22 protein-coding genes and 2 pseudogenes are annotated in these 26,339 nt (G+C 40.6%); 13 read left to right on the forward strand and 11 right to left on the reverse strand.

What is annotated here, in order from left to right:
* The gene (gene lpcA, locus PSI23_RS04060) at positions 1-582 is read right to left on the reverse strand and encodes a D-sedoheptulose 7-phosphate isomerase (protein ID WP_074020173.1); all 582 of its coding nucleotides are present in this window, start codon (positions 580-582) and stop codon (positions 1-3) included.
* A 253-nt stretch (positions 583-835) separates the two neighbouring features.
* On the opposite strand from lpcA, the gene fadE reads away from it, so the two are divergent.
* Positions 836-3,283: an acyl-CoA dehydrogenase FadE gene (fadE, locus tag PSI23_RS04065; protein ID WP_273553872.1), complete on the forward strand. Its 2,448-nt coding sequence runs from the start codon at positions 836-838 to the stop codon at positions 3,281-3,283.
* An 89-nt stretch (positions 3,284-3,372) separates the two neighbouring features.
* On the opposite strand, the gene lysA is transcribed toward fadE, so the two are convergent.
* The gene (gene lysA / locus PSI23_RS04070; RefSeq protein ID WP_273553873.1) at positions 3,373-4,653 is read right to left on the reverse strand and encodes a diaminopimelate decarboxylase; all 1,281 of its coding nucleotides are present in this window, start codon (positions 4,651-4,653) and stop codon (positions 3,373-3,375) included.
* A gap of 155 nt (positions 4,654-4,808) precedes the next feature.
* On the opposite strand from lysA, the gene PSI23_RS04075 reads away from it, so the two are divergent.
* Entirely contained in the window at positions 4,809-5,738 is a 930-nt protein-coding gene (locus PSI23_RS04075; protein WP_273553874.1) for a LysR family transcriptional regulator, read from the forward strand.
* On the opposite strand, the gene PSI23_RS04080 is transcribed toward PSI23_RS04075, so the two are convergent.
* Complete coding sequence (locus PSI23_RS04080; RefSeq protein ID WP_273553875.1) at positions 5,735-6,649, reverse strand: LysR family transcriptional regulator; 915 nt, start codon at positions 6,647-6,649, stop codon at positions 5,735-5,737. The genes PSI23_RS04075 and PSI23_RS04080 overlap by 4 nt on opposite strands.
* A 140-nt stretch (positions 6,650-6,789) precedes the next feature.
* Between PSI23_RS04080 and PSI23_RS04085 the strand changes: the two genes are divergently transcribed.
* The gene (locus PSI23_RS04085) at positions 6,790-7,674 is read left to right on the forward strand and encodes an MBL fold metallo-hydrolase (protein WP_273553876.1); all 885 of its coding nucleotides are present in this window, start codon (positions 6,790-6,792) and stop codon (positions 7,672-7,674) included.
* A gap of 896 nt (positions 7,675-8,570) precedes the next feature.
* Here PSI23_RS04085 and PSI23_RS04090 read toward each other — a convergent pair.
* Positions 8,571-8,999, reverse strand: a complete 429-nt coding sequence (locus PSI23_RS04090; RefSeq protein WP_273553877.1) for a prepilin peptidase — start codon at positions 8,997-8,999, stop codon at positions 8,571-8,573.
* 363 nt (positions 9,000-9,362) lie between these two features.
* Here PSI23_RS04090 and rsmE point away from each other — a divergent pair, with 363 nt between their 5' ends.
* The 4 genes from rsmE (at position 9,363) to ruvX (ending at position 12,160) form a co-directional block, all read left to right on the forward strand.
* Entirely contained in the window at positions 9,363-10,094 is a 732-nt protein-coding gene (rsmE, locus tag PSI23_RS04095) for a 16S rRNA (uracil(1498)-N(3))-methyltransferase (protein WP_273553878.1), read from the forward strand.
* 9 nt (positions 10,095-10,103) lie between these two features.
* Positions 10,104-11,054: a glutathione synthase gene (gene gshB / locus PSI23_RS04100; RefSeq protein WP_273553879.1), complete on the forward strand. Its 951-nt coding sequence runs from the start codon at positions 10,104-10,106 to the stop codon at positions 11,052-11,054.
* A 120-nt stretch (positions 11,055-11,174) separates the two neighbouring features.
* Entirely contained in the window at positions 11,175-11,738 is a 564-nt protein-coding gene (locus PSI23_RS04105) for a YqgE/AlgH family protein (RefSeq protein WP_273553880.1), read from the forward strand.
* Positions 11,738-12,160 (forward strand): Holliday junction resolvase RuvX, encoded by a 423-nt coding sequence (gene ruvX / locus PSI23_RS04110; protein ID WP_273553881.1) that lies wholly within the window; start codon positions 11,738-11,740, stop codon positions 12,158-12,160. The genes PSI23_RS04105 and ruvX overlap by 1 nt, the downstream gene beginning before the upstream one ends.
* A 121-nt stretch (positions 12,161-12,281) precedes the next feature.
* Here ruvX and PSI23_RS04115 read toward each other — a convergent pair whose 3' ends face one another.
* A complete protein-coding gene (locus PSI23_RS04115) occupies positions 12,282-13,283 on the reverse strand; it encodes a type IV pilus twitching motility protein PilT (RefSeq protein WP_273553882.1) in 1,002 nt (333 codons plus the stop codon).
* Positions 13,284-13,305: 22 nt separating this feature from the next.
* On the opposite strand from PSI23_RS04115, the gene PSI23_RS04120 reads away from it, so the two are divergent.
* The 5 genes from PSI23_RS04120 to hemW are packed head-to-tail and all read left to right on the forward strand — an operon-like array spanning position 13,306 to position 17,237.
* Positions 13,306-14,001, forward strand: a complete 696-nt coding sequence (locus tag PSI23_RS04120) for a YggS family pyridoxal phosphate-dependent enzyme (RefSeq protein WP_273553883.1) — start codon at positions 13,306-13,308, stop codon at positions 13,999-14,001.
* 52 nt (positions 14,002-14,053) lie between these two features.
* Positions 14,054-14,875, forward strand: coding sequence for a pyrroline-5-carboxylate reductase (gene proC, locus PSI23_RS04125; RefSeq protein WP_273553884.1), 822 nt, complete (start codon positions 14,054-14,056; stop codon positions 14,873-14,875).
* Between the two features lie 32 nt (positions 14,876-14,907).
* Positions 14,908-15,471, forward strand: a complete 564-nt coding sequence (locus PSI23_RS04130) for a YggT family protein (protein WP_273553885.1) — start codon at positions 14,908-14,910, stop codon at positions 15,469-15,471.
* Positions 15,472-15,520: 49 nt separating this feature from the next.
* Positions 15,521-16,114 (forward strand): XTP/dITP diphosphatase, encoded by a 594-nt coding sequence (locus tag PSI23_RS04135; RefSeq protein ID WP_273553922.1) that lies wholly within the window; start codon positions 15,521-15,523, stop codon positions 16,112-16,114.
* Positions 16,107-17,237 (forward strand): radical SAM family heme chaperone HemW, encoded by a 1,131-nt coding sequence (gene hemW / locus PSI23_RS04140; RefSeq protein ID WP_273553886.1) that lies wholly within the window; start codon positions 16,107-16,109, stop codon positions 17,235-17,237. The genes PSI23_RS04135 and hemW overlap by 8 nt, the downstream gene beginning before the upstream one ends.
* A 59-nt stretch (positions 17,238-17,296) precedes the next feature.
* On the opposite strand, the gene PSI23_RS04145 is transcribed toward hemW, so the two are convergent.
* From PSI23_RS04145 to wecB, 6 genes and pseudogenes are all read right to left on the reverse strand, one after another.
* Positions 17,297-17,848, reverse strand: coding sequence for a LeuD/DmdB family oxidoreductase small subunit (locus PSI23_RS04145; protein WP_273553887.1), 552 nt, complete (start codon positions 17,846-17,848; stop codon positions 17,297-17,299).
* Entirely contained in the window at positions 17,845-19,143 is a 1,299-nt protein-coding gene (locus PSI23_RS04150) for a 3-isopropylmalate dehydratase large subunit (RefSeq protein ID WP_273553888.1), read from the reverse strand. The genes PSI23_RS04145 and PSI23_RS04150 overlap by 4 nt, the downstream gene beginning before the upstream one ends.
* Before the next feature lie 223 nt (positions 19,144-19,366).
* Positions 19,367-20,442 (reverse strand): annotated as a pseudogene (locus PSI23_RS04155) (ISAs1 family transposase).
* A 312-nt stretch (positions 20,443-20,754) separates the two neighbouring features.
* Positions 20,755-22,017, reverse strand: a complete 1,263-nt coding sequence (locus PSI23_RS04160) for an FG-GAP repeat domain-containing protein (protein WP_273553889.1) — start codon at positions 22,015-22,017, stop codon at positions 20,755-20,757.
* A gap of 13 nt (positions 22,018-22,030) precedes the next feature.
* Positions 22,031-22,756: a hypothetical protein gene (locus tag PSI23_RS04165; protein WP_273553890.1), complete on the reverse strand. Its 726-nt coding sequence runs from the start codon at positions 22,754-22,756 to the stop codon at positions 22,031-22,033.
* Positions 22,757-22,935: 179 nt separating this feature from the next.
* Positions 22,936-24,117, reverse strand: a complete 1,182-nt coding sequence (wecB, locus tag PSI23_RS04170) for a non-hydrolyzing UDP-N-acetylglucosamine 2-epimerase (protein WP_273553891.1) — start codon at positions 24,115-24,117, stop codon at positions 22,936-22,938.
* 830 nt (positions 24,118-24,947) lie between these two features.
* On the opposite strand from wecB, the pseudogene PSI23_RS04175 reads away from it, so the two are divergent.
* Positions 24,948-25,832 (forward strand): annotated as a pseudogene (locus tag PSI23_RS04175) (IS982 family transposase).
* Positions 25,833-26,339 lie beyond the last annotated feature (507 nt).

The raw sequence follows: 26,339 nt of genomic DNA on the forward strand, positions 1-26,339 counted from the left end.
TCAGGCTTTTACCATTTCTTTTTCAATCAATTGAATCAAGATATGAATGACTTTGATATGAATTTCCTGAATACGGTCTGCATAACCAAAATGCGGTACCCGAATTTCAACATCTGCCGTACCTGCCATTTTTCCGCCATCTTTGCCAGTTAGTGTAATAACTTTCATACCCTTGGCCCGGGCTGCTTCAACCGCTTTAATGATGTTGCCTGAGTTTCCCGAAGTCGAAATACCCAGTAATACATCACCTTTTTGACCGACGGCTTCAACATAGCGAGAAAATACATAGTCATAACCAAAATCATTGCTTACGCAGGATAAATGGCTAGGATCGGAAATCGCAATGGCCGGATATCCCGGACGGTTTTCACGATAACGGCCTGTCAATTCTTCCGCAAAATGCATGGCGTCACAATGCGAGCCACCATTACCACAGGAAAGCACTTTTCCTCCAGCCTTGAATGAATCAGCCAACAAAACAGCGGCTTTTTGAATCGCATCAATATTTGCATCATCGTTAAGGAAATTAGCCAACGTATCTGCGGCCTCGGATAACTCACTGCGGATCAGTTCTTGATACATGGAACTTATACTCCTGAAAGGTCTTCGGAATTAATAATACTAGTCAATCAGTGTAACGGATTCCCCCCCCTGAAAGAAGATATCATCACATCTCAGTAGAATTATTGCCCACAAAACTACAATGACTTTGTGAGCTAGATTGTAATTAAGATGTAAATGTATTGATAAATACATTTTCCTCATCTAAAAAAGAAGAACACCACAACAGGTCAGACCTCTGACAACTCAACCTGAGATTTACAGGAGTTTTACTATGACCGCTTTCAGCATTATTGTATTTTTAGTCTTGATTGGCGGGCTTTGTTACCGCAAAGTCAGCCTGACTCTCAGTAGCTTACTGCTTGTTGCCTATACACTAGTGATGGGCATGACGGGCCTTTGGAGCTACTGGTTGCTGTTACCATTAGCCATTGTTTTATTCCCCCTTGTCTTTACACCAATACGTATCTCTTTATTCTCTGCACCTGGTTTAAAAGCCTTCCGTAGGGTTATGCCAAGCATGTCCACAACAGAGAAAGAGGCCATTGATGCAGGAACCACATGGTGGGAAGGTGACTTATTCCGTGGTAACCCTGACTGGCAAAAACTGCATAACTACCCAAAACCGCAGTTATCCGCTGAAGAACAAGCATTTATTGATGGTCCGGTAGAAGAAGCCTGCCGCATGGCAAATGATTTCCAAATCACTCATGAATTGGCTGACTTACCTCCAGAACTTTGGACTTATCTGAAAGAAAATCGTTTCTTTGCCATGATCATCAAGAAAGAATATGGTGGCCTGGAATTTTCCGCTTACGCACAATCTCAGGTACTACAAAAACTGGCTGGCGTATCAGGTATTCTGGCAATTACTGTTGGTGTGCCTAACTCCTTGGGGCCAGGTGAATTGCTGCAACACTACGGCACCGATGAACAGAAAAAACGTTACTTGCCCGGCCTTGCCCGCGGTGAAGAAATTCCTTGCTTTGCCTTGACCAGCCCGGAAGCCGGTTCAGATGCCGGAGCCATTCCTGATACAGGTGTTGTCTGTATGGGTGAATGGCAAGGCGAACAAGTTCTTGGTATGCGCCTGAATTGGAATAAGCGTTACATTACTCTTGCTCCTATCGCTACCGTTTTGGGATTGGCATTTAAACTGTATGACCCTGATCATCTGCTGGGTGATACTGAATCTCTGGGAATTACCTGTGCTTTGATTCCAACCAATACCCCAGGGGTTGAGATTGGTCGCCGCCATTTCCCTCTGAATGTCCCATTCCAGAATGGCCCAACCCGCGGTAAAGATATTTTTGTCCCTATTGATTACATCATTGGTGGGACAAAAATGGCAGGTCAGGGGTGGCGTATGCTGGTTGAATGTCTGTCTGTTGGCCGTGGTATTACCTTGCCATCCAACGCAACAGGGGGATTAAAAAGTGCAGCTATGGCAATCGGTGCTTATTCCTATATCCGCCGTCAGTTCAAACTTCCTATCGGTAAGATGGAAGGTATTGAAGAGCCATTGGCACGTATCGCTGGTAACTCTTACCTGATGGACGCAGCCGCAACTATGATTACCAGCGGTATCATGCAGGGTGAAAAACCAGCGGTTCTGTCTGCCATCGTGAAATACCACTGTACGCATAGAGGACAGCGTTCCATCATCGATGCGATGGATATTGCTGGCGGTAAAGGCATCTGTCTTGGCCCATCCAATTTCCTTGCCCGCGGCTATCAGGGCGCTCCAATTGCCATCACCGTGGAAGGCGCGAATATCCTGACCCGTAGCATGATCATCTTTGGTCAAGGTGCAATCCGCTGCCATCCTTATGTACTGGCTGAAATAGCAGCAGCAGAAAGCAACAATGTGAAAGACTTTGACAAAGCCTTGTTTGGTCACTTGGGCCATGTTGCCAGCAACACTCTGCGCAGTCTGTGGCTTGGTATTACCAAAGGCAGAACCAGCAGTTCGCCAGCCAATGACGCTACTCGACGTTACTATCAACAGATCAATCGCTTAAGTTCCAACCTTGCTCTGCTCTCAGACGTTTCAATGGGAGTATTGGGTGGCAGTCTGAAACGCCGTGAACGCATTTCAGCTCGTCTGGGGGATATTCTGAGCCAAATCTTCCTGGCTTCCGCTACCTTGAAGCGCTATGAAGATGAAGGACGCCAGAAAGAAGATCTACCATTGGTACAATGGGCAGTAGAAGAGAGCCTGCATCAAGCTGAACAGGCCATGAATGATTTGCTGCGCAATTTCCCTAACCGTTTGGTCGCAGGTTTAATCCGTGTGATTGTTTTCCCATTGGGACGCGTGCATACCGCACCATCCGACAAATTGGATCACAAACTGGCTCAGATCTTACAAACCCCTTCCACAACCCGTAGCCGGATTGGACGTGGGCAATATCTGACACCAAGCAAACACAACCCTCACGGGTTACTGGAAGAGGCATTGCACGATATCATCGCGGCAGAACCAATCCATGCTCGCTTAAGCCGTGAAGCAGGCAAAAACCTAAGCTTCACTCGTTTGGACGAATTAGCTGAAAAAGCATTGGCAGAGCACAAAATTACTCAGGAAGAAGCAGATATCCTGAAACGTGCTGAAAACAGTCGACTGCGTTCAATCAATGTCGATGAATTTGAGCCGGATGCATTTGCTGTACCAAACTCTGCAAAAAAGCCTGAAAGTCAGCGTCAAAATAAAGCCGCTTGATGCTGACCAGAAGAACTGATTAAGTACAAATATAGGAACTAAAATACAGGAACTAAAATACGGGGTACTTTATATCCCCGTATTTTATTTTAAATGGATTCCAGCGATAACAACTCTTCAATTGTCTGGCGACGCCGAATCAGACGACTTTCTCCCCCGATAAACAAAACTTCAGGAATTAAAGGACGACTATTATAATTTGAAGACATAGATGCGCCATAAGCGCCGGTGTCATGAAAAATCAGGTAATCCCCGACTCGGACACGGGGTAGCAGACGTGGTACAAGATCTCCCCCTGCCAACTGGGTGAAAACATCACCAGACTCGCACAACGGTCCCGCGACTATAGTTTCTGATTTTTCACTATTTTCAATATGTTCATTGCTTTCACAGTCATTTATCGGCAACACAGAAATATGGTGATAACTGCCATACATCGCCGGACGCATTAAATCATTGAAACCAGCATCTACCAGCACATAATGTTGATTACCCATAGATTTAACTGCCCGTACTTCCGCCATCAAGATACCTGATTCAGCAACCAGAAAACGACCGGGTTCAATTTCCAGCTCAACGTGATGCCCCAAATGCTGCTCAATACGCTGGCGAGCCTCATGCCACAAATTATAATAATGTTCAGTATCTACTGACTCTTCACCGATTTTATAGGGAATTGATAAGCCACCACCTGCTGAAATGGCCTGAATATCCTCTCCGCACAGCATGACCTGCTCCACCATGGCATTACATACATTGGAAAGATGCTGATAATCCACACCTGAGCCAATGTGCATATGTAGCCCCACTAATTTCAGGCCATATTGATGAATTTTTTCAATTGCCAGAGGAAGATCCTGAAACCAGATCCCATGTTTGCTATTTTCACCGCCAGTATTGGTCTTTTGGCTATGCCCATGCCCGAATCCGGGATTGATGCGTAACCAAACCGGATGCCCGGACTGTCGTTCACCAATTTGTTCCAGCATATCAATAGAACCGACATTGACCGGAATATCCAGCTCAATAACACGCGACAATGTCGCCTCATCAATCACATCCGCAGTGAACACAATTTCTGATTTATCGCGTCCGGGCTTAAAACCTGCATAAAGCGCCCGCTCGATTTCGCCCAATGACACCGCATCAACTTTCACGCCCTGCTCTCTCATCAAGCGTAAAATATGGGTATTCGAACACGCTTTTTGTGCGAACCGAATGACATCAAATTGCTTCAATTTTTCAATTTGTTTGATGATGCTATCACCATCATAAAGCCACAATGGTGTTCCATATTGAATAGGTAAACGGAGTAGATTTTCAGAGGTAAAATGTTCCCCCAAACCATGAGTAAAAGTCGATATAGTCATTGAAGCGTCTCACAAAATCAGCAGATCCTTCATTATTGACAATAACAAAGCAGGAATAAAAATATCTATTTGGCTATAGTCTATTCATTTATGATATCGTTATGTCTATTTTTTATTCTCTTGAAGAAGAACTCAGTAATTAAAGAGACAAATATATGCACTCTTGCTCATGGCGACACATTGAAATTTTTCATGCTGTAATGACGACTAAAAACCTGACTGATGCAGCATTATTACTGAAAACATCCCAACCAACCGTTAGCCGTGAACTCGCACGCCTTGAACAATTACTGAAATTTAAATTGTTTGATCGCATCAAAGGACGCCTGTTTCCTACTGCGCAAGGGTTGCGGCTATTCGAAGAAGTGCAGCGCTCTTATTATGGGCTGGAAAGAATAATCAACGCGGCTGACAGTATCCGACAATTTGAACAGGCACAATTATCCATTGCCTGCTTACCAATGTTCTCCCAATCTCTGCTGCCAAAAGCCTGTCGCAGTTTTATCGAATACTATCCAGAAGCCAAACTGACTATCATTCCGCAAGAATCTCCCTTATTGGAAGAATGGCTTTCAGCACAGCGCCACGATATCGGTTTAACCGAACATTTACAGGCCCCTGCCGGTACTGAACGTGAAACGTTAATAACCTTAAATGAAGTTTGTGTCTTACCTGCCAATCACCCACTCAGTCAAAAAGCACAACTGACACCCGCAGATTTTCACAATCAAAAATTTATCAGCCTATCGCTCACAGACAGTTATAGACAGCTCATTGATACAATCTTTACTGAGCATCAGGTCAACCGCAAGATGGTGATGGAAACTCACAGCGCAGCCTCAATTTGCACCATGATTAACGAAGGAATCGGGATATCTATCGTAAACCCGCTGACTGCATTAGATTATTTGGATAATAATTCAGAAATTTACATTCGACCATTCAGCATCGACATTCCATTCACAGTAAGTTTAATCAAGCCTATACATCGGCCATCCTCAGAACCCGTGGAAGCTTTTATTACTCATTTGAAACAGCAGACCGCCCTATTTCCCGAAAAATTGGCATCAGCGTTTCAACATTAGCCTTTCAACATTAACTGCTGCCAATAAGTTGACTTAGCAAACCAACTCGCCAGAAAATCTAACAGAGCCCGTAAAGTCGCTGGCATATTCTGGCGACTGGCATAAATTCCATAGATTCCCATAGACTGAGGTTGATAATCAGGTAACAACTCAACTAATTGTCCTGACATCAAATAAGAAGACACAGAATAATAAGGTTGCATTGCGATCCCCGCCCCCTGCAAAGCAGCTTCCATTAATACAGTCGATTCATTGGCACTTAACGTACCGCTGACTGGGACAGAATAGTTCTCATGTTGTTTTTCAAATACCCATAAACTTTTGCCGAAAAAGTTATAGGTCAGACAGTTATGTGATGTTAAATCCGCAGGGTTTTGGGGAATAGATTTTCCCGCTAAATAAGACGGTGCAGCACAAACAATAGAATGGCAAGTCGATAATGGACGAGCGATCAGATTTGGTTCCAGATTATTAGTAATACGGATTGCTAAATCAATGCGTTCTTCTATCAAATTGACAACTTTATTATTCATCTGCAAATTGATAACAATTTGTGGATACATCCGCATAAATTCAGGAATAGCAACCGCCAGCGCGCTAATGCCCAACGATTGAGAACAACTCACATGCAACAATCCTTTCAAGGTTTGTGCTTGCAAAGATTGCTGTACAGGCATTCCTTCTGCCAGTTCCATTAACTTAAGACTGCGTTGATAAGCACTCTCACCCGCCGAAGTTAGGCCAATTTTACGTGTTGTACGATGCAATAAGCGAACTCCCGCCCACTTTTCCATCTCAACCAAATATCGCGATACCATCGCCCTCGACATATCCAACCGATCTGCTGCGGCGATTAAGCTGCCCTGTTCAACAATCGTAATAAATACTCGTGCTGCTGTGATTCTATCCATTTCGGCCAACCTATTCTTCGCCCTAATTAGCTCGATTTATGCAACAAATAATTGCTGATTTTGGGGTTTTTAAATCGAAATATGCAACTTATTATACATACCATTAAAGCACACAAGCATTTTGATATAGGAATTCGATTATGGCTCGCAAAACAACATTAAATATCGCTTTAGCGGCGACCCTTTCTTTGGGAATGGCATCACTGGCTCAAGCAGCTGATCTCAAGTTGGACATCTATAATCCGGGTGAAAAAGGTATCTTCCCCGTTTCTTCTGAAATTATCAGTGGTGATCATGAAGTTGTTTTGATCGATGCTCAATTTAAGAAAAACGATGCACAAGAACTGATAAAAGTGATCCAGCAAACAGGCAAAAAACTGACAACGATCTATATCAGCCAATCCGATCCGGATTTTTACTTTGGCCTTGATGTGATCACCGAAGCTTTCCCTGACGCTAAAGTCATTGCATCACCAGAGACTATCAAAGCGATCAATGAAACCAAAGACGGCAAACTGGCTTACTGGGGCGGTATTCTCGCAGATCAAGCACCAAAAAAGATCGTCTTACCAGAGCCATTGAAAGGAAACTCCTTTACTGTTGATGGTGAAAAACTGATTGTTGAAGGTTTAAATGGCCCAGCCGCAGATCGCACTTTTGTCTGGATCCCCAAACTGAAAGCCGTTGTTGGTGGTGTCACTGTTTCTGACAATATCCATGTATGGATTGCGGATACCCAGACCAAAGAATCACGCAAACACTGGGGACAAACATTGGATCGCATCAAAAGCCTGAAACCTGAAACAGTTGTTCCGGGCCATTATTTAGGGAATTCATCAATGACGTTAGATTCTGTGACTTTTACACAAAATTATCTGACTGCATTGGAAAAAGAATTACCGAAAGCAAAAGATTCCGATGCGTTGATTGCAGCTATGAAGAAACACTATCCAGACCTTGCTGATGAATCCAGCCTTGACCTAAGTGCCAAAGTATTAAAAGGCGAAATGAAGTGGCCTCAGTAAGTTAAAAATATCACGGGCGTTGCTGATAGTAACGCCCATACAAACTACACCAATTATAGAAAAATAATTAGTATCCCTTCAATTTTTAATAATTTAACACACTGAAGAAAAAATAAAACACCCACATCAAATACTGATAATATTTGTATAAAAATCCACTTTAATAATTTATATTTAACCTCACTCAAAAATCAGTTAAATAATTATTTTTCGATAAAAAAACCTATCAAATAAACATAATACTGTCTTAACTGATGTGATATTTATCTCCTTTTGAACATTTGAAATAATGAATAAACTGAGGTTGTGATCAATAGTCCATAACTCAATAAATCAGCTTGAATAAAAATCCCTATTTCCTTAAATTTGATGTCAGCGGAGAGATAAGCAAGCAGCCAAAACTAACCAGATGCTTTTAACATCTAGCACATGTGAGGCAAGCAGCTTAAAGCCAACTAGATGCTTTTAACATCTAGCGCAAGCAAGATAAACGGCCTGAAACCAACTAGACGCTTCAAACGTCTAGCCTATACAGGATGAGCTGCCTAAGCTAACTAGATGCTTTTAACATCTAGCATATGCAAGAAAGTGGCCTAAGCTAACTAGACGCTTTTAACGTCTAGCATATGCAGAATGTATATCACAAGTTTAATCCTTGCTCTCTCCGCCACTTTTTATTCCCCCTCTGTTTGCAATTAACATCAATATTATCGTTAATAAGACTGATAATAATATCGATAATGAATTTGATGGAAAAATGTAATTTAGAACAGCTATAACTATTGATAACTATACCGTCTCAAAATAGTTATCCATCCTGAATATCAACGCAATATTCTTTGCAATAATAGATAACAACAATTTTTTCATTCATCTTTCAAGTTGTTACATAGTTACTATCTGACAATACCCCAAACCAATACTATCGCGGATAAACATAAATAAGGACCAAATGCAATAAATTCAGGAAAAGTTTTTCTTTTCACTCCAATAATTATAAATACAAATAGCCCAGACAATGAAGCCATCAACATCAATATTGGGAGCATTTCCACACCCAACCATGCACCAATTGCTGCGGTTAATTTAAGATCACCATAACCTATTCCCTCCTTATTTAAACTATATCGACATAACCAATACAAAAACCACAAAAAAAGATACCCTGATATGGCGCCATATATTGCACTCTTTATCGAAACAAAATTACCATCAACATTAAATAAAAGCCCAAGCCATAATAATGGAAAAGTGATAATATCTGGCAAACAATATGTTTTTATGTCGATGATTGCCAATAACAATAAAGTGCTACAGAAAAACATAATTATTATATAATCTACGTAAATTAAAATATAAACCCATCCTTTTCATTATTTATAAATAATTAAAATCCCTTTATAAATAACATCCTTGTTACCATCTTCTTTCCCTATTTCCTGACATCAATCAGGACAAGATGGATAATAATTTTTTATTCCGGTGGTTGGCAATAGAATTTTAGCTAAAAAAACAATTACAAAATAAATATGCGAACCAGCTCGCAAGGAGATATTTTGTATTCTTTAAGCTAAGAGATAACTTGATCACGCAAACTGCGCTCATTTATCATGACGATGAATTAACTTTGTCATATGGCTGTTTATGCCATGCCGGAAGAATCCGGAAAAAAGAAGGAAAGAAGAAATATGCGAATCCCCCGCATCTATCACCCTGAACTGCTCTCAACAGGAACTGAAATCTATTTGAGTGATGATGCTGCCAATCACGTTGGTCGCGTACTTAGAATGAGTAACGGGCAAGCATTGCAACTCTTTGATGGTAGCAATCAGGTTTTTGATGCAGAACTCACTGAAACCAGTAAAAAAATGGTCAAAGTGTCTATCCTTGATGGCAAATTGTCTGATCATGAATCACCACTGAACCTGCATCTGGGACAAGTTATGTCCCGTGGCGAAAAGATGGAATTTACTATTCAAAAATCCGTTGAACTGGGCGTCAACACGATTACTCCACTACTGTCTGAACGTTGTGGTGTAAAACTGGATGCAGAAAGATTAGAAAAAAAATTACAACAATGGAAAAAGATTGTCATTTCTGCCTGTGAACAGTGTGGACGTAACCGAATCCCTGAAATCCGCCCCGTTATGCCACTTGAAACATGGTGCGCAGAAAACGATGACAGTCTAAAATTGAATCTGCATCCCCGTGCCAACCACAGCATCAATACCCTCCCACTCCCCGTGGAAAAAATACGCCTGCTGATTGGGCCTGAAGGGGGATTGTCTGCCGAAGAAATAGAAATGACAGCAGAACATCAATTTACTGATATTCTGTTAGGGCCTCGCATCCTGAGGACAGAAACTACGGCACTCACCGCAATTACCGCATTGCAAGTACGTTTCGGTGATCTGGGTTAAGGAGAAAAAATGATCAAGCTCGGTATAGTGATGGACCCTATTTCATCCATCAAAATCAAGAAAGACACTAGTTTTGCCATGCTGCTGGAAGCACAAAAACGCGGGTGGGAAATCCACTATATGGAAATGAATGATCTCTACCTGCATCAAGGAGAGGCTCGTGCCCGTACTCGTTTGCTCACAGTAGAAGAAAACCCACAACAGTGGTATCAGTTTGGTAGTGAACAAGAAATAGCCCTTGATACTTTGCAAGTTATTTTGATGCGCAAAGATCCACCTTTTGATACTGAGTACATTTATGCGACCTACATTCTGGAAAGAGCAGAAGCCAAAGGTAGCCTGATCGTTAATAAACCTCAAAGTCTACGCGACTGTAACGAAAAGCTGTTTACTGCTTGGTTCCCTGAATGGACACCCGATACGCTAGTCACCCGCAATGCTAAAAATTTACGTGAGTTCCATCAAAAACATGGCGATGTTATTTTTAAGCCATTGGATGGCATGGGAGGCGCTTCCATCTTCCGCTTGAAACAAGACGATGCCAATGTGGGAGTTATCATTGAAACCCTGACTGGGCATGGCAGCCGTTATTGTATGGCGCAAAATTTTTTGCCAGCCATTAAAGATGGAGATAAACGCGTATTAGTTGTTGATGGCGAACCTGTGCCATATTGCCTTGCCCGTATCCCGGCTCAGGGAGAAACCCGTGGTAACCTTGCCGCAGGTGGGCGCGGAGAAGCACGCCCATTGTCAGAAAGTGATTGGGCAATCGCCCGCGCCGTTGCCCCAGTACTAAAAGAGAAAGGACTCATCTTTGTTGGGCTGGATATCATTGGTGACCGTTTAACTGAAATCAACGTTACCAGCCCAACCTGTGTACGTGAAATAGAAGCAGCATTCCCAGAAATTTCCATTACTGGTATGTTGATGGACGCTATCGAAAAACGATTGGAAAAATAGATAGCATAACAGGCCAAACTTCATCCGTTTCCTGGCAACAGTTGCCATTTATAATAAGAGCCCACATACTGTGGGCCAAATCATTCTTACATTGCCAAAATAATTATCAGAAAACACAACATGAATTTACAGCATCATTTCCTTATTGCCATGCCTTCGCTCTCTGATCCTTATTTCAATCGTTCTGTGGTTTATATCTGCGAACATGATCAAAATGGGGCAATGGGATTAATTATCAATAAGCCAATCGCTCAAGTTTCTATCCAAAGTATCTTGCAAAAATTAGATATCGCCCCGGAAGATAGAGACAATACCATCAATCTCGATCTACCAGTAATAGCCGGTGGCCCATTGTCTGAAGAGCACGGCTTTATTTTGCATACGCCACAATCAGGTTTCAGTTCCAGCATCCAAATTTCTGATCACACCATGATCACAACATCCAAAGATGTGCTGGAAGCATTGGGAACACCACGCCAACCGAAAGATTTTTTAATGACCCTCGGATACTCAAATTGGGAAACAGGGCAGTTGGAAAAGGAAATTATGGAAAACAGTTGGCTTACTGTCAGTGCTGAACCTTCCATTATTTTCAATACCCCTATAGCTGATCGCTGGCGTGAGGCAGCTACTTTACTGGGAGTTAATATTTGTAATCTCGCATCGCAAGCAGGGCACGCTTGATGAAAAATCGCACAATTATTGCCTTTGATTTTGGAACTCGCAGTATTGGGGCTGCCATCGGGCAAGAAATTACAGGTACAGCCAGAGCATTATCTTCTTTCAAAGCCAATGAAGGTTCTCCCAATTGGGAACTTATTGAGAAACTACTCAAAGAGTGGCAACCCGATCTGGTTATTGTCGGCCTACCACTCAATATGGATGGCACAGAACAACTCGTCACTGCACAAGCCCGTAAATTCGCCAATCGCATACATGGGCGTTTCGGAGTACAAGTTGAATTGCACGATGAACGATTAACCACCGTGGAAGCACGCTCTCATCTGTTTGATCATGGTGGCTACAAAGCTCTGGATAAAGGCAAGGTTGATTCCGCCTCCGCTGTTATTATTCTGGAAAGCTGGTTTGAGCAGCAGTATCCCTAACAATAATTTTTGTAATAGCCATACTCATCATTAGGCATGGCTGTTACCGCAATCTATTTATCTCAAAACAATTTATCTCAAAACAATTGTCAGAACCTTTATCCTATACTTTTTACTTTTCTTACACTGCCAGCAATCCCAACGACTTGCGCTGTTGTCGGCTTTGTTCGTAAGTTTGCATACCGCAAGCAGCACCAGTCTGCATTAATGATGCTATTTGATGATTTTTACCTTCTCTTATCAAATGGCTAACAGCTTGATTGATGACCAGAACTTCATGAATAGCCACTCTGCCACCGTCTTTGGCAGGGAGTAGTTGCTGAGAAATAACCGCCTTTAAACTTCCGGCCAACTGGCTACAAATCCAGCCTTTTTCTTCTGCGGAAAAAACATCAACCAAGCGATCTATCGCCTGAATTGCACCACGGGTATGTAGCGTCGATAAAACCAAGTGCCCCGTTTCAGCCGCTGTCAGTGCCAGCCGAATAGTCTCTTTATCTCGTAATTCTCCCAGTAGGATCACATCTGGATCTTGCCGTAATACCCCTTTCAGGGCCGTTTGATAATCCGCGACATCCTTACCAATCTGCCTTTGCTGTATCAGACAATTCCGACTTTGGTGAACAAATTCTATTGGATCTTCCAGCGTGATGATATGTTTGCAAGCCTGACTATTTAAAGCATTGATCATGGCTGACAGCGTAGTGGATTTGCCGCTTCCTGTCGCTCCTGTTACTAATATCAATCCACTCATCTCCTGCAAAATAAGATGTTGGATGATGTCAGGTGCATATAGTTGTTCCAATGTCGGGCATTTATCTGCAATCAATCGCAATACCAGCGATAAATGAGATTGTTGATAGAACAAATTTGCCCTGAGCCGCTGCTTATCTGGCATTACCACCATAAAGTCGATATGACCGTGCTGCTGTAACTGCTGTTTCTGTGCATCAGATAATATTTCCTTAACCCATGCCACAAAGGTATCTGATTGAATTTCTTCCAATTGTATCTGTGGGTATAACATACCATTGATACGCAAAACCGGAACTTGCCCGACACAAAGATGCAGATCGGAAGCATTATGCTTTACACTAAGGGCCACCAATTTTTCCATATTCATTTTTTTATCTCCTGAGTCAATTATGAACAATATCGAACAAAATCTTCACGATGTCAGGAGCCGCATTAGTCTTGCAGCTCAAAAATGCGGGCGTTCTCCAGAAGAAATTACCTTGCTTGCAGTTAGTAAAACCAAACCTGTGGACGCCATCGCAGAAGCTATAGCCAATGGTCAGCGGGAATTTGGCGAGAATTACGTTCAGGAAGGAGTTGAAAAGATTCAACTCTTTAATAACCGTGACAATTTAGTGTGGCACTTTATTGGTCCATTACAATCTAATAAGAGTCGTCTGGTTGCAGAAAATTTTGATTGGTGTCATACCGTCGATAGATTGAAAATCGCACAGCGTTTAAGCGAACAACGGCCTGAAAACATGCCGCCTCTCAATATTCTGATCCAAATTAATATCAGTGGGGAAGAGAGCAAATCAGGCATTTTATTAGAAGAATTAACCGAACTGGCTGCAACTATTAATGGATTACCTAATCTGGTGTTGCGCGGATTGATGGCAATACCTGCGCCAGAAAGCAATGCTGAACACCAAATAGCCGTTTTTCGACAAATGGAGCAAGCATTTATTGAGCTGAAAACGCGATACCCTCAAGTCGACACACTGTCAATGGGTATGACAGATGATATGCAAGCCGCCATTACTTGTGGTTCTACATTGGTTCGGATTGGAACAGCAATATTCGGTGCTCGTCAGTATAGCTCTTAACGTAATTAACTGATCTAACACCTAAAACCAACTAATTATGCGAGATTGTTCAATGGAAAATCGTAAAATCACCTTTATTGGCGCCGGAAATATGGCTCATGCCATCATTGCCGGATTAGTCAAAAAAGGCTACCCTGCTGAACTCATCACGGTCTGTTCTCCAAATACAACCCGCCGTGATGTGCTGGCAAAAGAATATGGCATTAACAGTCAAAGCGATAATATTCGTTACGCGCAAGAAGCTGATGTCATTGTTCTGGCTGTTAAACCACAGATGATGGCAGAAGTTTGTGAGTCATTGCACTCACATGTCGATTTCAGTCAAAAACTCGTTCTTTCTATTGCTGCTGGTATTCCTGTTTCCCGTTTTTACGCGCTTTTGCAGGAAAATCTCAACATTATCCGCATCATGCCAAATACCCCTTCTCTTATCGGACAAGGGATCAGCGGACTGTTTGCGCCAGAACATATTGAGCAATCTGATCGCGAATTTGCTGCTTCACTAATGAGCAGTGTCGGGAAAGTTTGCTGGGTAAATAAGGAAAACGGTATCAACAATATTATCGCCGTCGCAGGCAGTGCCCCTGCTTATTTCTTCCTGTTCATGGAATCAATGCAGCAAGAAGCGGAACGTCTGGGGTTTGACAGCGAAACAGCCAGAGAACTTGTCCTGCAAGCAGCCATGGGTTCAGCTAGACTTGCTGAAACGCAAAAAGATCTTTCTTTTGCTATCCTGCGTGAGCAGGTAACATCTAAAGGCGGTACAACGGCTGAAGCACTGCGCATTTTTTATGAAGGCAAGCTGCCTGAAATTGTGTCCAATGCTATGCAAGCCGCTATCCGCCGAGCGCAGGAAATGGAAAAATTATTTTAATTTAATTGGTTTAATTCAATCAGGGCTGCTACATGCAATCTTTAAACTTCATCTTTTCTACAGTTCTAGATTTATATATTGCCGTTTTATTGCTGCGCGTCTGGATGCAGTGGGCACGTTGTGATTTCTATAATCCATTTGCCCAATTTATCGTTAAAATCACCCAACCTGTGGTGCGTCCATTACGCAGGGTCATTCCTGCCATTGGCCCCATTGATACAGCGTCTGTGGTTCTCACCTACCCGCTTATTCTTCTCAAACTCTTGTTGCCTATATGGCTTACCGCAGGACAATTTCTAATACCTTCTGGTGTTATATTCTTGTTTGGGGTGATTGAATTACTGGCTGCTGCCGGAAAGCTTGTATTCTGGTTAGTAATCGCCCGTGCGTTATTGAGCTGGATTAGTCAAGGACGCAATCCTGTTGACTATGTTCTGATTCAATTGACCGAACCACTAATGGCACCCATCCGCCGTATTATTCCTTCTATGGGTGGCCTTGATTTCTCTGCCATGATTGTCATGCTTATTCTCTATGCACTGAATGCCCTACGTTACGATGTGATGGGATGGTTGATTTCAATATTTGCAAGTTAATTAGATAAAATAGATCAATTAGATACATAGGTTAATTAAATAAATGGCAATGCAAAAAGTTGTTCTCGCCACGGGAAATGCAGGCAAGGTTCGTGAACTGGCTGATTTATTGGCTGACTTTGGCTTAGATATCGTAGCTCAAACCGACTTAGGTGTTGATTCAGCCGATGAAACGGGCCCCACTTTCATCGAAAACGCAATTATCAAAGCCCGCCATGCCGCAACAGTTACAGGTTTACCTGCGATTGCAGACGATTCAGGATTGTCTGTTGACGCATTGGGTGGCGCACCTGGCATTTATTCCGCTCGCTATGCAGGTAGTGATGCCTCTGATCAGGAGAACCTGGAAAAATTATTAGAAGCCATGCGCGATATTCCTGATGAGCAACGCCAAGCCCAATTCAACTGTGTGCTGGTCTTCTTGCGCCATGCAGAAGATCCTACTCCTTTGGTATTTCATGGTCGCTGGTCAGGCATGATTACCCGTGCATCTGCCGGAGAAGGTGGTTTTGGTTATGATCCCATTTTTTATGCTCCAGAATTTAACTGCACAGCAGCCGAATTAACTCGTGAGCAGAAACATGCCGTTTCACACCGTGGGAAAGCATTAGCAATGTTGTTGGAAGCCATGCGTAATGCTTAAGTTGCCACCTCTGAGTCTTTATATTCATATTCCGTGGTGCGTGCAAAAGTGCCCTTATTGTGATTTCAATTCACATGCCTTAAAAGGGGACGTGCCGCACCAAGAGTATGTTGATCATCTATTGGCGGATTTGCATGCTGATCTGCCAATGATTGGTGATCGTGAGGTATCAACGATTTTTATCGGTGGAGGAACCCCAAGCCTGTTAAGTGCCGAAGGTATGCAGCGATTGCTTGATGGTGTCAGAGATTCACTGCCACTCTCTCCGCAAGCAGAGATTACAATGGAAGCCAATCCGGGAACTATTGAAGCCGATCGTTTTAGCGCCTATCAGCAAGCGGGTATCAATCGAATTTCCATTGGCGTACAAAGTTTCGGTTCAGATAAACTTATCCGTTTGGGGCGCATCCACGGCCCAGAAGAGGCCAAACGAGCAGCAAAATTAGCTGACGGCCTTGGATTACGCAGCTTCAATCTGGATTTGATGCATGGGTTGCCCAACCAGACACTCAATGAAGCACTGAATGATTTGCGTCAGGCCATTGAACTATCTCCGCCACATTTGTCTTGGTATCAACTGACAATTGAACCTAATACCAGTTTCGGCTCTCGTCCTCCGGTTTTACCGGATGATGATGCATTATGGGATATTTTTTCCCAAGGTCATCAATTGCTGACAGAAGCAGGTTATCAACAATATGAAACATCGGCATATGCCAAACCGGGTTATCAATGTCAGCATAATCTCAATTACTGGCGATTCGGTGATTATTTGGGAATTGGTTGTGGCGCACATGGCAAAATTTCGTTTAAAGATGGCCGTATCCTTCGTACCGTAAAAACCAAGCATCCACGCGGTTATATGCAAGGGCGTTACTTGGATCAGCAAAATCAAGTGGATAATGAAGATCGTCCATTTGAATTTTTCATGAATCGTTTTCGCTTGCTGGAATCAATGCCACGTCAAGATTTCAGTGATTTCACCGGGTTACCGGAAAGTGCCATTCGCCCACAAATTGATGAAGCGCTGGCTAAAGGCTATGTCGCTGAAAGCGAAACACATTGGCAAATCACTAAACACGGAAAATTGTTCCTGAATTCCTTACTGGAACTGTTTCTTTGAAGAAAGAAATTAATAAAATAAACTGCACTTTTTAATTTTCAGGTGCAGTTTATTTCACATTATTTAATTCTTCCTGTCGCACGAGCGTAAGAAAATAACCCTCCGGCAGATACAATATTGGCAAGTTCACCAATTGGATCAATTTGATATTTCTCACCACTTTTCAACAGAATGACCGTCTGGTTTTCAATATCAATCTCAATATTGTCCCCTGTGACCAATTTGTCACACAAGCGTTCTTGTGCTGCAACAGGCAATACCTGCCCGGTTGATACACAATTCCGGAAGAATATACGGGCATAAGATTGAGCAAGAACCACCTTTACACCTGAAGCACCTAATGCTGCAACTGCGTGTTCACGCGAAGATCCGCAGCCAAAATTCTGCCCTGCCACAATAATCGGATATTTCGCTTTTCCCTTGCTTTCATCAATAAAAGGCAATGAGCCTTCCGGTAATCCACACATCGCCAGTGAAGCCAGTTGGGCATATCCTTCAGGAGTGGAAGGATTGACCTTGAGGTATTCGGCTGAAAGAATCTGGTCAGTATCAATATTATCGGTCAATACATAAACCTCACCCCGAATGATATTTTCCTTTAACTCACTCATAAAAACTCCTCAGGATTTGTTATTTGACCAGTAATAGCGGCGGCTGCAACAGAATAAGGTGAAGCGAGATAAATATTGGCACGTTTATGCCCCATTCGGCCGACAAAGTTACGATTGGTTGTGGATATCACTGATATCGGATCATTAACACGTCCAAAAGTATCCGGCGGGCCACCACAACAGGCAGCACAGCCTGATTCAGAAGAAAGTTTCACTCCTGCATCACTTAAAATCTGGTAGACAGAAACACCATCAATTTGGGTTGTAATCGTTTTATGAAAAACTTCTTTTGTTGCAGGTACTGCGTAAGTCGGAATGGTAACTTTATGCCCTTTGATAACACGGGCTGCCGCAACAAAATCCTCCAGCTTACCTCCTGTACAGGAACCAATATATGCCTGAGAAATGGCAACATTAGCTACTTGTTCAATAGAGACGACATTATCTGGAGAGTGGGGTTTGGCAATCTTCGGTTGCATTGTGGAAACATCAATATTTAACACGCGGCTATACTGTGCATCTTCGTCAGGGTAAACAATCTCGAAAGGGAGATTATTTCGTTCTGCCAAATAATCCAGAGTCGCCTGATTGGGAACCATAATGCCGTTCTTAGCTCCACACTCAACAACCATGTTGCAAATTGTCATGCGCTCTTCTACCGATAACTCATCAATGACATTCCCACCAAACTCTATGGCCTGATATGTCGCACCATCGACGGTTAATTCTGACAACACGGACAAAATCATGTCCTTAGCCAAAACATGAGCGGGTTTAGTGCCGGTAAAATTTACCCGAATGGTCGTTGGCACCTTGAGAGGAATTTCTCCTGTACCTAACGCATAAGCTGCATCAGTAATACCTAACCCAATGGCGAATGCACCAAACGCACCAGCAGTAACCGTATGCGAGTCAGTACCCAATAATACTTCGCCGGGGCGGGTATGTCCTCCCTCTGCGAGTCCTATGTGGCATACACCTTTATAATTGGGTGTCCCTACATCGTAAAAATATTTTATGTTCTGTTCGGCGGCAAATTCACGCATCACCCGAATGTTCTGATTAGCTTGTGAGTCAGCCGAATAGACAAAATGGTCTGGGATTAAAATAAAACGTTCGGGATCCCATATCTTTGCATCTTGCCCGAACTCCTTTTTAAATACGCTGGCTACACCCGGTGTGCAGGGATCGTGAGACATTAGAATATCCACTTTCGCCCAAACCACTTCACCCGGAGTGACTTGTTCACGCCCACTTGCTCGTGCAAGAATTTTTTGTGTAATAGTTTGGTTCATCTCACATGGCTCTCCGAAAGATTAAAATAGACTCAATAGATTGTCATCCTAACAAGATTACTACTCCTTAACGTAGGGAAATACCATCGTGCTGTTCACTGTTTCCAGTATGGAACAGTTGTTCATAAAATGGGAAATACTCACCCTATTATGCTTTAATAAATTCGGGCACTAATGAAATGGTCACCCTCACCCCAGGGCGCGAGCATACTTTGATTAATACTCACCCAAAGAAAACTCGCGCACGATAATCATCACTCCAGCCTGCTTTTTTCAGTTTATTTCGTTAGCTTGGTGCCCCACAATCACATTGTTTGACTATATTCAATACGATACGCCAGAATAACGCTAAATTTTCAATGGCTCCAGCCAAAACAATACGTGAATCATCCTCTTTAAAAACCACATCAAGGATGTCATGTTGGCTATTCTCAATGCGCCAATGCTAGCGAATGTAGTGCCCTAATGATTTATGCCGGGGAGAAAGCGAACTGACATAATAGGACGTATCTACCGTGCCTTTGCCGTTTTCTGACCGGTGTCGTTCGACCACAATAATACTGCGAATGGTCGGCCATCTTTCCGCCATATCAGGGGTAAATTGTGGCTTGAGTTGAAACACATAATATTCTTCCCGGCGACCATGCGCTTCTTGTTTCGTTTCCGTGATGATTTTTTCTTTTCCTGCCTCAAACACACGCTGAAACTGAGACTGAACGACGTCCCAGAGATGAGGTTGATTTTTCTTCACCTGAACAACAACGTGGGCTTTCTTTTCACTGATTTTTTGTAGGGTTTCACGCTGACAATGCTGCCTTTCAGATTGAGGATATCCAGCATTTGACGAACGACACTGATTTCTCCGTTTTTCGTGGCGGTGGCTTTCTGGCTCAACACTAATCCCCGTTCTGTATCATACGCGGTAACCAACTGGACCGCGTTTTTCTTTTCATTCCGGTAAGCCCGTCGCAGGACTTTTCCGTCAAAGGCGATAACCGGTTTACCGTCCCGCTCGCGCTGTTCATTGACCCAGTTCAGTCACGCTTTCAGTAAAGAATCCAGTTCGATAGCACGCAGTATTCGCGCCATCGTATGCCGACGGGGTATTCCATGGAGAAAGTTGCGGTATTCTCTCAGCCACTTAATTTTGGCCCGGCCATAAGTCTCAATATCTTGCCAGCCCTCGGCTCCCGCCATAATGGCACTGACCACAAGGAAAATAACATCAACCAGATCATACTGGCGATTGATATAAGAGCGGGTTTCTTTCACAACGGATAAATGTTCAATCAGGGTCATAAGCGAGCAAGGAAACGGAAAATAAAGCCAATTAGATCATGTCTCTCGTATTCATTCAATCGACTTTAAAAAAGTATGCTCGCACCCTGACCCTGACCCTGCCAGCGGTATATTAACAGGGTGAGGGTGACCATTTCATTAGTGTCTGGCTTTTCTTAATCAGAATATAATACTATTAAGTGATATTAAAGGACTCAATCTAGAGGAATTGGTCGAGAATGAATGATGTATATTCATAAACTAACCTCGATATTTTTACTTACTATGAAGATTTTTCGTAATGAGAAATACGATTTTAAGCAAAGAAATATTCTATAAGTTTTTCCTACTTTCGATTTCATTATAATGAGTAACAATTTTAGCCTCTTTGGCAACATAATAATTAGGAACAGAGTAAGCTATAGTAGCAAAGTCTAACTTACCTCTTTTTTTAAAATCAGCTAAAGCAATTCTGGCTACCGATTCATCAGATACTCGCCACTTAGTAAATATCCCTCGCTTTAAGTCCACTGCCTTATAATAAAATACTCCTTGCCATGGCCATGGTCCACGGAGCCCAACAATAAATTCATCCTCACCATCTCCATCAAAATCAGCACAAATAACCTGATGTCCGGGACCTTCCCCATTTTCATTTGGATCACCGTAAACATCTAGCAATATGCGTTTCCAATTCGCTAATTGAGGAGAGCAATTAGAATCTTTATAATATACTGCTACTGTATTACCATGGAAAGGTTCAATAGCTGCTACATAAGAAAAATTATCATTAGCTGTTTTACCTACATCCATATCACCACTTCCCTTAAATCCGGTCTTTTCAAACTGAGTAATTTCTCCTATACCAATTAATACTTTTTTCCATTTTTCTTCTTTATCGTCATAATAAAGCCAAGTTATTCCTTCATCAGAAGCCAATACAACAGAATCACGATCACTACTAGGAATTAATCCTGATTTTTTTTCCGCGCCATGAATCATTCTAAAATTACTATCATCAATAACTGTCATTGGCCACTCTTGAGACTCTATTATATTATCTGGTTGTGTAAATAGCACTACAGGCAATACAGCGTGAACATCTTCACTAGCAACAATAGGAAAACCAAGTACTTCTAATTTTTCTTTTTGAGTAAAATATCCAGCTCTAAGTCTATGCATACCTGTAGTACGCCCTATATAATGCCTTTTCCATCTTCCGCTATTAGCTACATCTTTTCCTGGATTTTCTATCCAATCAATCTTTCCGCCTGATGTATCAGGATCATAAATAGTCCCTATTGGACCATATAATTCATAACATACTATAATATCTGGAAAACCATTTCCTGAGATATCAGCATAATCGGCTCCAACAGGCATTTTAATTTTATCAACAATAAGTTTTTTGTCCCAATTTGGATATTGATACCAATATAATTCACCTAATGTAAGACCATAGCCAAATAAATCCATATTACCATCATTATCAATATCAGCTGCTTCTAGCCAATATCCATCTCTAAGGTGCTCAGCTACTATTTCTTTATTAAATTTAGGCTCAGAGATAAAGTTATATTTATCATGCAAGGACATTATAATCTCCTTATTAATATGATGTTAAAGGGTGATATTCCAGCGCCAACCAAATAGAATTTGTATCAGCGTAATATTGATGGTACGGATATTTATACCCATGACCACCATTACAGAATGCTCGTGAAGTTGTCGTCCCAGGAGCTATAGCTATTTCTTTATACAGTGAATTATATTTTTCATTTTTAAAACATTGCATTCGTCCAAAACCTAATATTTGAGTATGAATTTCTATAAATGAATGTTCATTATGTATTCCACAATGTGTTCCCTGTTCAGCAAACCATAAATTGACTTTAACTTCAAATTGTTGTGATACAATATCGTCAACATAATTATTCCATAGATTATTAGGGTTGAACTTAGCTATCCCCAAACTATCACTATTTGAACGTAAAAATTTTTTTTCTATAAATTTATCATTATCAGAATAATCTTTAATTAATCCATCATAAATTTTACTGTTTTTCCAATTAACATTATTTACTTTAAATATATTATCAGGTAAAAAAAAACATAAAACATCATCACTAGATGATAATTTAGTGTTATAAGTAATAATAGAACAAAATGGAGACAATAATATTCCATTTTCTTCTAAGCATATCGTTTTATCCTTAAAATTTATGACGAGAATCTTTCTTTTCTCTTTAAATAAACACTCTTTCTTTAAGATAAAACAAGGTAAAAGAACAGAGCTAAAGTCAAGGTAATGCAAGTTTTTATTTGTAATTTTCATTGTCAAACTCATAAAAATATCATTCCATTTTTATAAAAACAAAGTAAATATTGATTAGTTTAAATATAACTCTATTAATATGCTTTGATAACTTTTCAATATTATTTTTAGTTGTGTTTTTAAATAAACAACCTTACGGAGAAGACAATTAACTTTGCAATTAAAGTAAAATATAAAAACTATAATAATGCGGGAATGTTTCTTTTATATTGATGCTTATAGCAGCTACTATAAAATGGAGATACCGCTGGTCCCATTCCAAAAAAATCAGCAATTGCACCAACAATTCTTATTGTTGCATTGCCATCTCCATAATGATTTGTACTTACATTTTCTTTTATATATTGAGATAAATTATCCAATATATAATTCACATTTTTTACAATAAGTTCTTCTGAGGTTCCAACTAGTATGGCTGAGCCTGAAATAGTGGCTTCTGGTCTTTCAGTTAAATTTCTTAATACCAACGTTGGTTTGCCTATAGTGGGTCCTTCTTCCTCTGCGCCACTACTATCCGAAAGGATAATATCTGATAAATACATCAAATTACAGAAATCTAGATAATTAAGAGGTTCAATAAGAGCTATATTTTTAATTCCTGAAAGTTTATCAATAAATACACTTCTAACTGTTGGATTTTTATGCATTGGAATAACAAATTTTATATCTTTTCTCTCTGAAATTTTTTTTATTGCATTAACTATTTCAGATAGTCTCCCCCAAGACTCTCTTCTATGAGCAGAGGCCAATATTATTTTTCTATCATCATTTTTTATATTTTTTAAAATAGAATTTACAGGTATATCCTTTCTATTTCTTGCCCAATACAAAGAGTCAACTATAGTATTACCAGTGATTACTATACTACTTTCTTTTATTCCCTCTCTTATTAAATTTGCAGCATTACCCGGAGTAGGTGATAGATGCAAAGAAGCTATTTGTGCAACTAATTTCCTATTGCCTTCTTCAGGGAAAGGGGATTGTATATCTCCACTTCTTAATCCAGCTTCTACATGAATGACTGGTATTTGTAATTGAAACCCAGCTAAAGCACCTGATAATGTAGTAGCTGTATCTCCATGAACCAATATTGCATCAGGTGATAGTTTCGGCAGTATGATATTTAATTCATATAAAATCTTAGAGGTTATCTCCGGCAACCCTTGACCAGATTTCATTACATTTAATTCAATATCTACTTTAATATCAAATGCTTCTAAGGCATCTGTCAACATTTCTCTATGCTGTCCAGTTGATATGATATTAATCTCAAATCTATGATCATTCTTTAGCACATTAATTATTGGCCCATACTTTATGGCTTCAGGTCTGGTGCCAAAAATGATAGCTAATTTTTTCATATTAACCTCTGTGTTATTAAAAATAATGGTGGCGACAATCTTTATTCTAAAATAAAATTTGTTGGGATGTCAATAAAATAAATATATTCAATATTGGAGTTTTACTTTCTCTTTAAATTAATATTATTTCAATTTTAATTAACTACATGGGATTTAAGTACGTGATTTCACATAGACATCCTGTTGTTTTAGTTGATATTTTATCTTTGGCGCTTGCGGTTAAATATTGAAATTAAATAATAACAAAGTGCATTTAACCATGCATAAACCATAAACTACTCATATATTTTAAAAACGTGATTAAAATATTATAACCTACTAATAATTAGCATGGGTTTTATTATTAATGCATTATTTTCGCAGGTATAAATTATGTTTTTCATAAAAACAATTAGATAGTCCTATATTGATAATTTTGTCCATTCAACGCTTTCTTATCAATAACATTAGTATGTATTTTTTGAACTTAAGTGTGTTTATTTAACAAAAATAACCATGATAACAATATTAGGTCTCTCTCAATTATCCTCGTTGAATGTCAAATTAGTTGATACTTCGCTATTTATTGAAGGAAGAACAAAGAAACACTCGAGGATTTTCCCCTCTACTGGCTGGCAGGAATAGTAGGTGTATTTTCTTGATGGAAAGTAGTATGAATTGAAAAATTCACATACCGTTTTGCACTGGACCGGAGCATCATAATTTGGTTAATGTTTGGCTTTAAAATATAAAGATAACTAACCTGAGCTTCGCTTAAGAAGGGAACTAAAGTGCCTGAGGCACGATCAAAGTTTTTGCTAAAGAAAACAAAATCGTGGAGATCCTCAGGCATGGTTAATTTAGAAGAACTTTACTGCTGCGTCGATGATTTTTGCCAAAAATTTATCCCTCTCTGGCATCAACAACTCATTGAAAACGGATTACGTAAACGACACCGAGAAGCGTCCCTTTCTCTCAGCGAAGTCATGATGATCCTCATTTTATTCCATATGAGCCATTACCGTGATTTTAAAACTTTTTATAATAAACATGTAAAACAATATATTATCGCCGACTTTCCCGGATTAGTCAGCTATACCCGCATGCTTACCCTGAAGAAAAGGGCGCTGATTCCTTTATGCGCTTTTCTTTCGTCACGTAAGGTGGCAACCCAAGGGATCGCTTTTATTGATTCCACCAAAATTGCCGTTTGTCATAACCTTCGTATTCCCCGTCATCGGGTATTTGAGGGAATGGCACAACGAGGAAAAACAAGTACAGGCTGGTTTTATGGTTTTAAACTTCATCTGGTTATCAATGATTGCGGCGAATTGTTAGCCGTGAAACTAACCGCAGGAAACAAGGATGATCGTCAGCCAGTCAAAGCGCTGACAAAAGGATTAACAGGATGTTTGTATGGTGATAAGGGGTATTTATCCTAGGCTTTGTGTGATGAATTGGAAGCAGAAGGTGTCACGTTAATCACGAATGTCCGGAGTAACATGAAAGCCAAGGCATTATCTCTCTGGGATAGATTGATGTTAAGGCGGCGGTTTTTGATAGAAACAGTCGTCGATCAGCTCAAGAATATTTCTCAGATAGAGCATTCAAGGCATCGCAGTCAGCTCGGCTTTTTATTGGAAGTTGCTGCCGGCCTTATTGCTTATACATTCCAACCTAAAAAGCCGAGCTTGAATCTACGGGATAATGATATCGCTATTTTTAAACGAAGCTGAGGTTAACTATTAATTTTAAAAAATCATTTTATTACTTGAAATTTAAAAGAATTAAATTTCTTAAAATAAACATCCATTGATACAATTATCTTTAAAAGTTAATAAAAACAGTATAATTATTACCATACTGCTTTGCAAGAAGTTATGAGGAGCTGCCCACGGTCTTCTTACCATAGTTTCCATTAGGCGCGTACACACTATTCTTATAAAATTTATATTGGTAAATTATAACCACAAAAAAGGGGTCTTTTCTCTGGGAAGGTGTTCAAGATTATTACTTCGCTACAATGCTGTTGTGACTTACTATTAACTATCGACTCAATTAAATAACAGAGTCAATATTCAAATAATCTCACAACAGCAGCTCGATACTCGATTAGGTAATTATTGCTCTATAAAAGTGGCAGGGCGAGATCTCACATTTTTAGCATGATTATTATGGGTGATAACTATTTTTATGTTTAATAAATGCTCAAATCAGATATAAAAACCTATCAATAAAATCGT

Origin of the sequence: Xenorhabdus yunnanensis, assembly GCF_028598805.1 — a bacterium.
Lineage (GTDB): Bacteria > Pseudomonadota > Gammaproteobacteria > Enterobacterales > Enterobacteriaceae > Xenorhabdus > Xenorhabdus yunnanensis.

Coding starts and splice junctions, on each gene's coding strand:
- lpcA (WP_074020173.1), bottom strand. CDS start 582: ATGTATCAAGAACTGATCCGCAGTGAGTTATCCGAGGCCGCAGATACG.
- fadE (WP_273553872.1), top strand. CDS start 836: ATGACCGCTTTCAGCATTATTGTATTTTTAGTCTTGATTGGCGGGCTT.
- lysA (WP_273553873.1), bottom strand. CDS start 4,653: ATGACTATATCGACTTTTACTCATGGTTTGGGGGAACATTTTACCTCT.
- PSI23_RS04075 (WP_273553874.1), top strand. CDS start 4,809: ATGCACTCTTGCTCATGGCGACACATTGAAATTTTTCATGCTGTAATG.
- PSI23_RS04080 (WP_273553875.1), bottom strand. CDS start 6,649: ATGGATAGAATCACAGCAGCACGAGTATTTATTACGATTGTTGAACAG.
- PSI23_RS04085 (WP_273553876.1), top strand. CDS start 6,790: ATGGCTCGCAAAACAACATTAAATATCGCTTTAGCGGCGACCCTTTCT.
- PSI23_RS04090 (WP_273553877.1), bottom strand. CDS start 8,999: ATGTTTTTCTGTAGCACTTTATTGTTATTGGCAATCATCGACATAAAA.
- rsmE (WP_273553878.1), top strand. CDS start 9,363: ATGCGAATCCCCCGCATCTATCACCCTGAACTGCTCTCAACAGGAACT.
- gshB (WP_273553879.1), top strand. CDS start 10,104: ATGATCAAGCTCGGTATAGTGATGGACCCTATTTCATCCATCAAAATC.
- PSI23_RS04105 (WP_273553880.1), top strand. CDS start 11,175: ATGAATTTACAGCATCATTTCCTTATTGCCATGCCTTCGCTCTCTGAT.
- ruvX (WP_273553881.1), top strand. CDS start 11,738: ATGAAAAATCGCACAATTATTGCCTTTGATTTTGGAACTCGCAGTATT.
- PSI23_RS04115 (WP_273553882.1), bottom strand. CDS start 13,283: ATGAATATGGAAAAATTGGTGGCCCTTAGTGTAAAGCATAATGCTTCC.
- PSI23_RS04120 (WP_273553883.1), top strand. CDS start 13,306: ATGAACAATATCGAACAAAATCTTCACGATGTCAGGAGCCGCATTAGT.
- proC (WP_273553884.1), top strand. CDS start 14,054: ATGGAAAATCGTAAAATCACCTTTATTGGCGCCGGAAATATGGCTCAT.
- PSI23_RS04130 (WP_273553885.1), top strand. CDS start 14,908: ATGCAATCTTTAAACTTCATCTTTTCTACAGTTCTAGATTTATATATT.
- PSI23_RS04135 (WP_273553922.1), top strand. CDS start 15,521: ATGCAAAAAGTTGTTCTCGCCACGGGAAATGCAGGCAAGGTTCGTGAA.
- hemW (WP_273553886.1), top strand. CDS start 16,107: ATGCTTAAGTTGCCACCTCTGAGTCTTTATATTCATATTCCGTGGTGC.
- PSI23_RS04145 (WP_273553887.1), bottom strand. CDS start 17,848: ATGAGTGAGTTAAAGGAAAATATCATTCGGGGTGAGGTTTATGTATTG.
- PSI23_RS04150 (WP_273553888.1), bottom strand. CDS start 19,143: ATGAACCAAACTATTACACAAAAAATTCTTGCACGAGCAAGTGGGCGT.
- PSI23_RS04160 (WP_273553889.1), bottom strand. CDS start 22,017: ATGTCCTTGCATGATAAATATAACTTTATCTCTGAGCCTAAATTTAAT.
- PSI23_RS04165 (WP_273553890.1), bottom strand. CDS start 22,756: ATGAAAATTACAAATAAAAACTTGCATTACCTTGACTTTAGCTCTGTT.
- wecB (WP_273553891.1), bottom strand. CDS start 24,117: ATGAAAAAATTAGCTATCATTTTTGGCACCAGACCTGAAGCCATAAAG.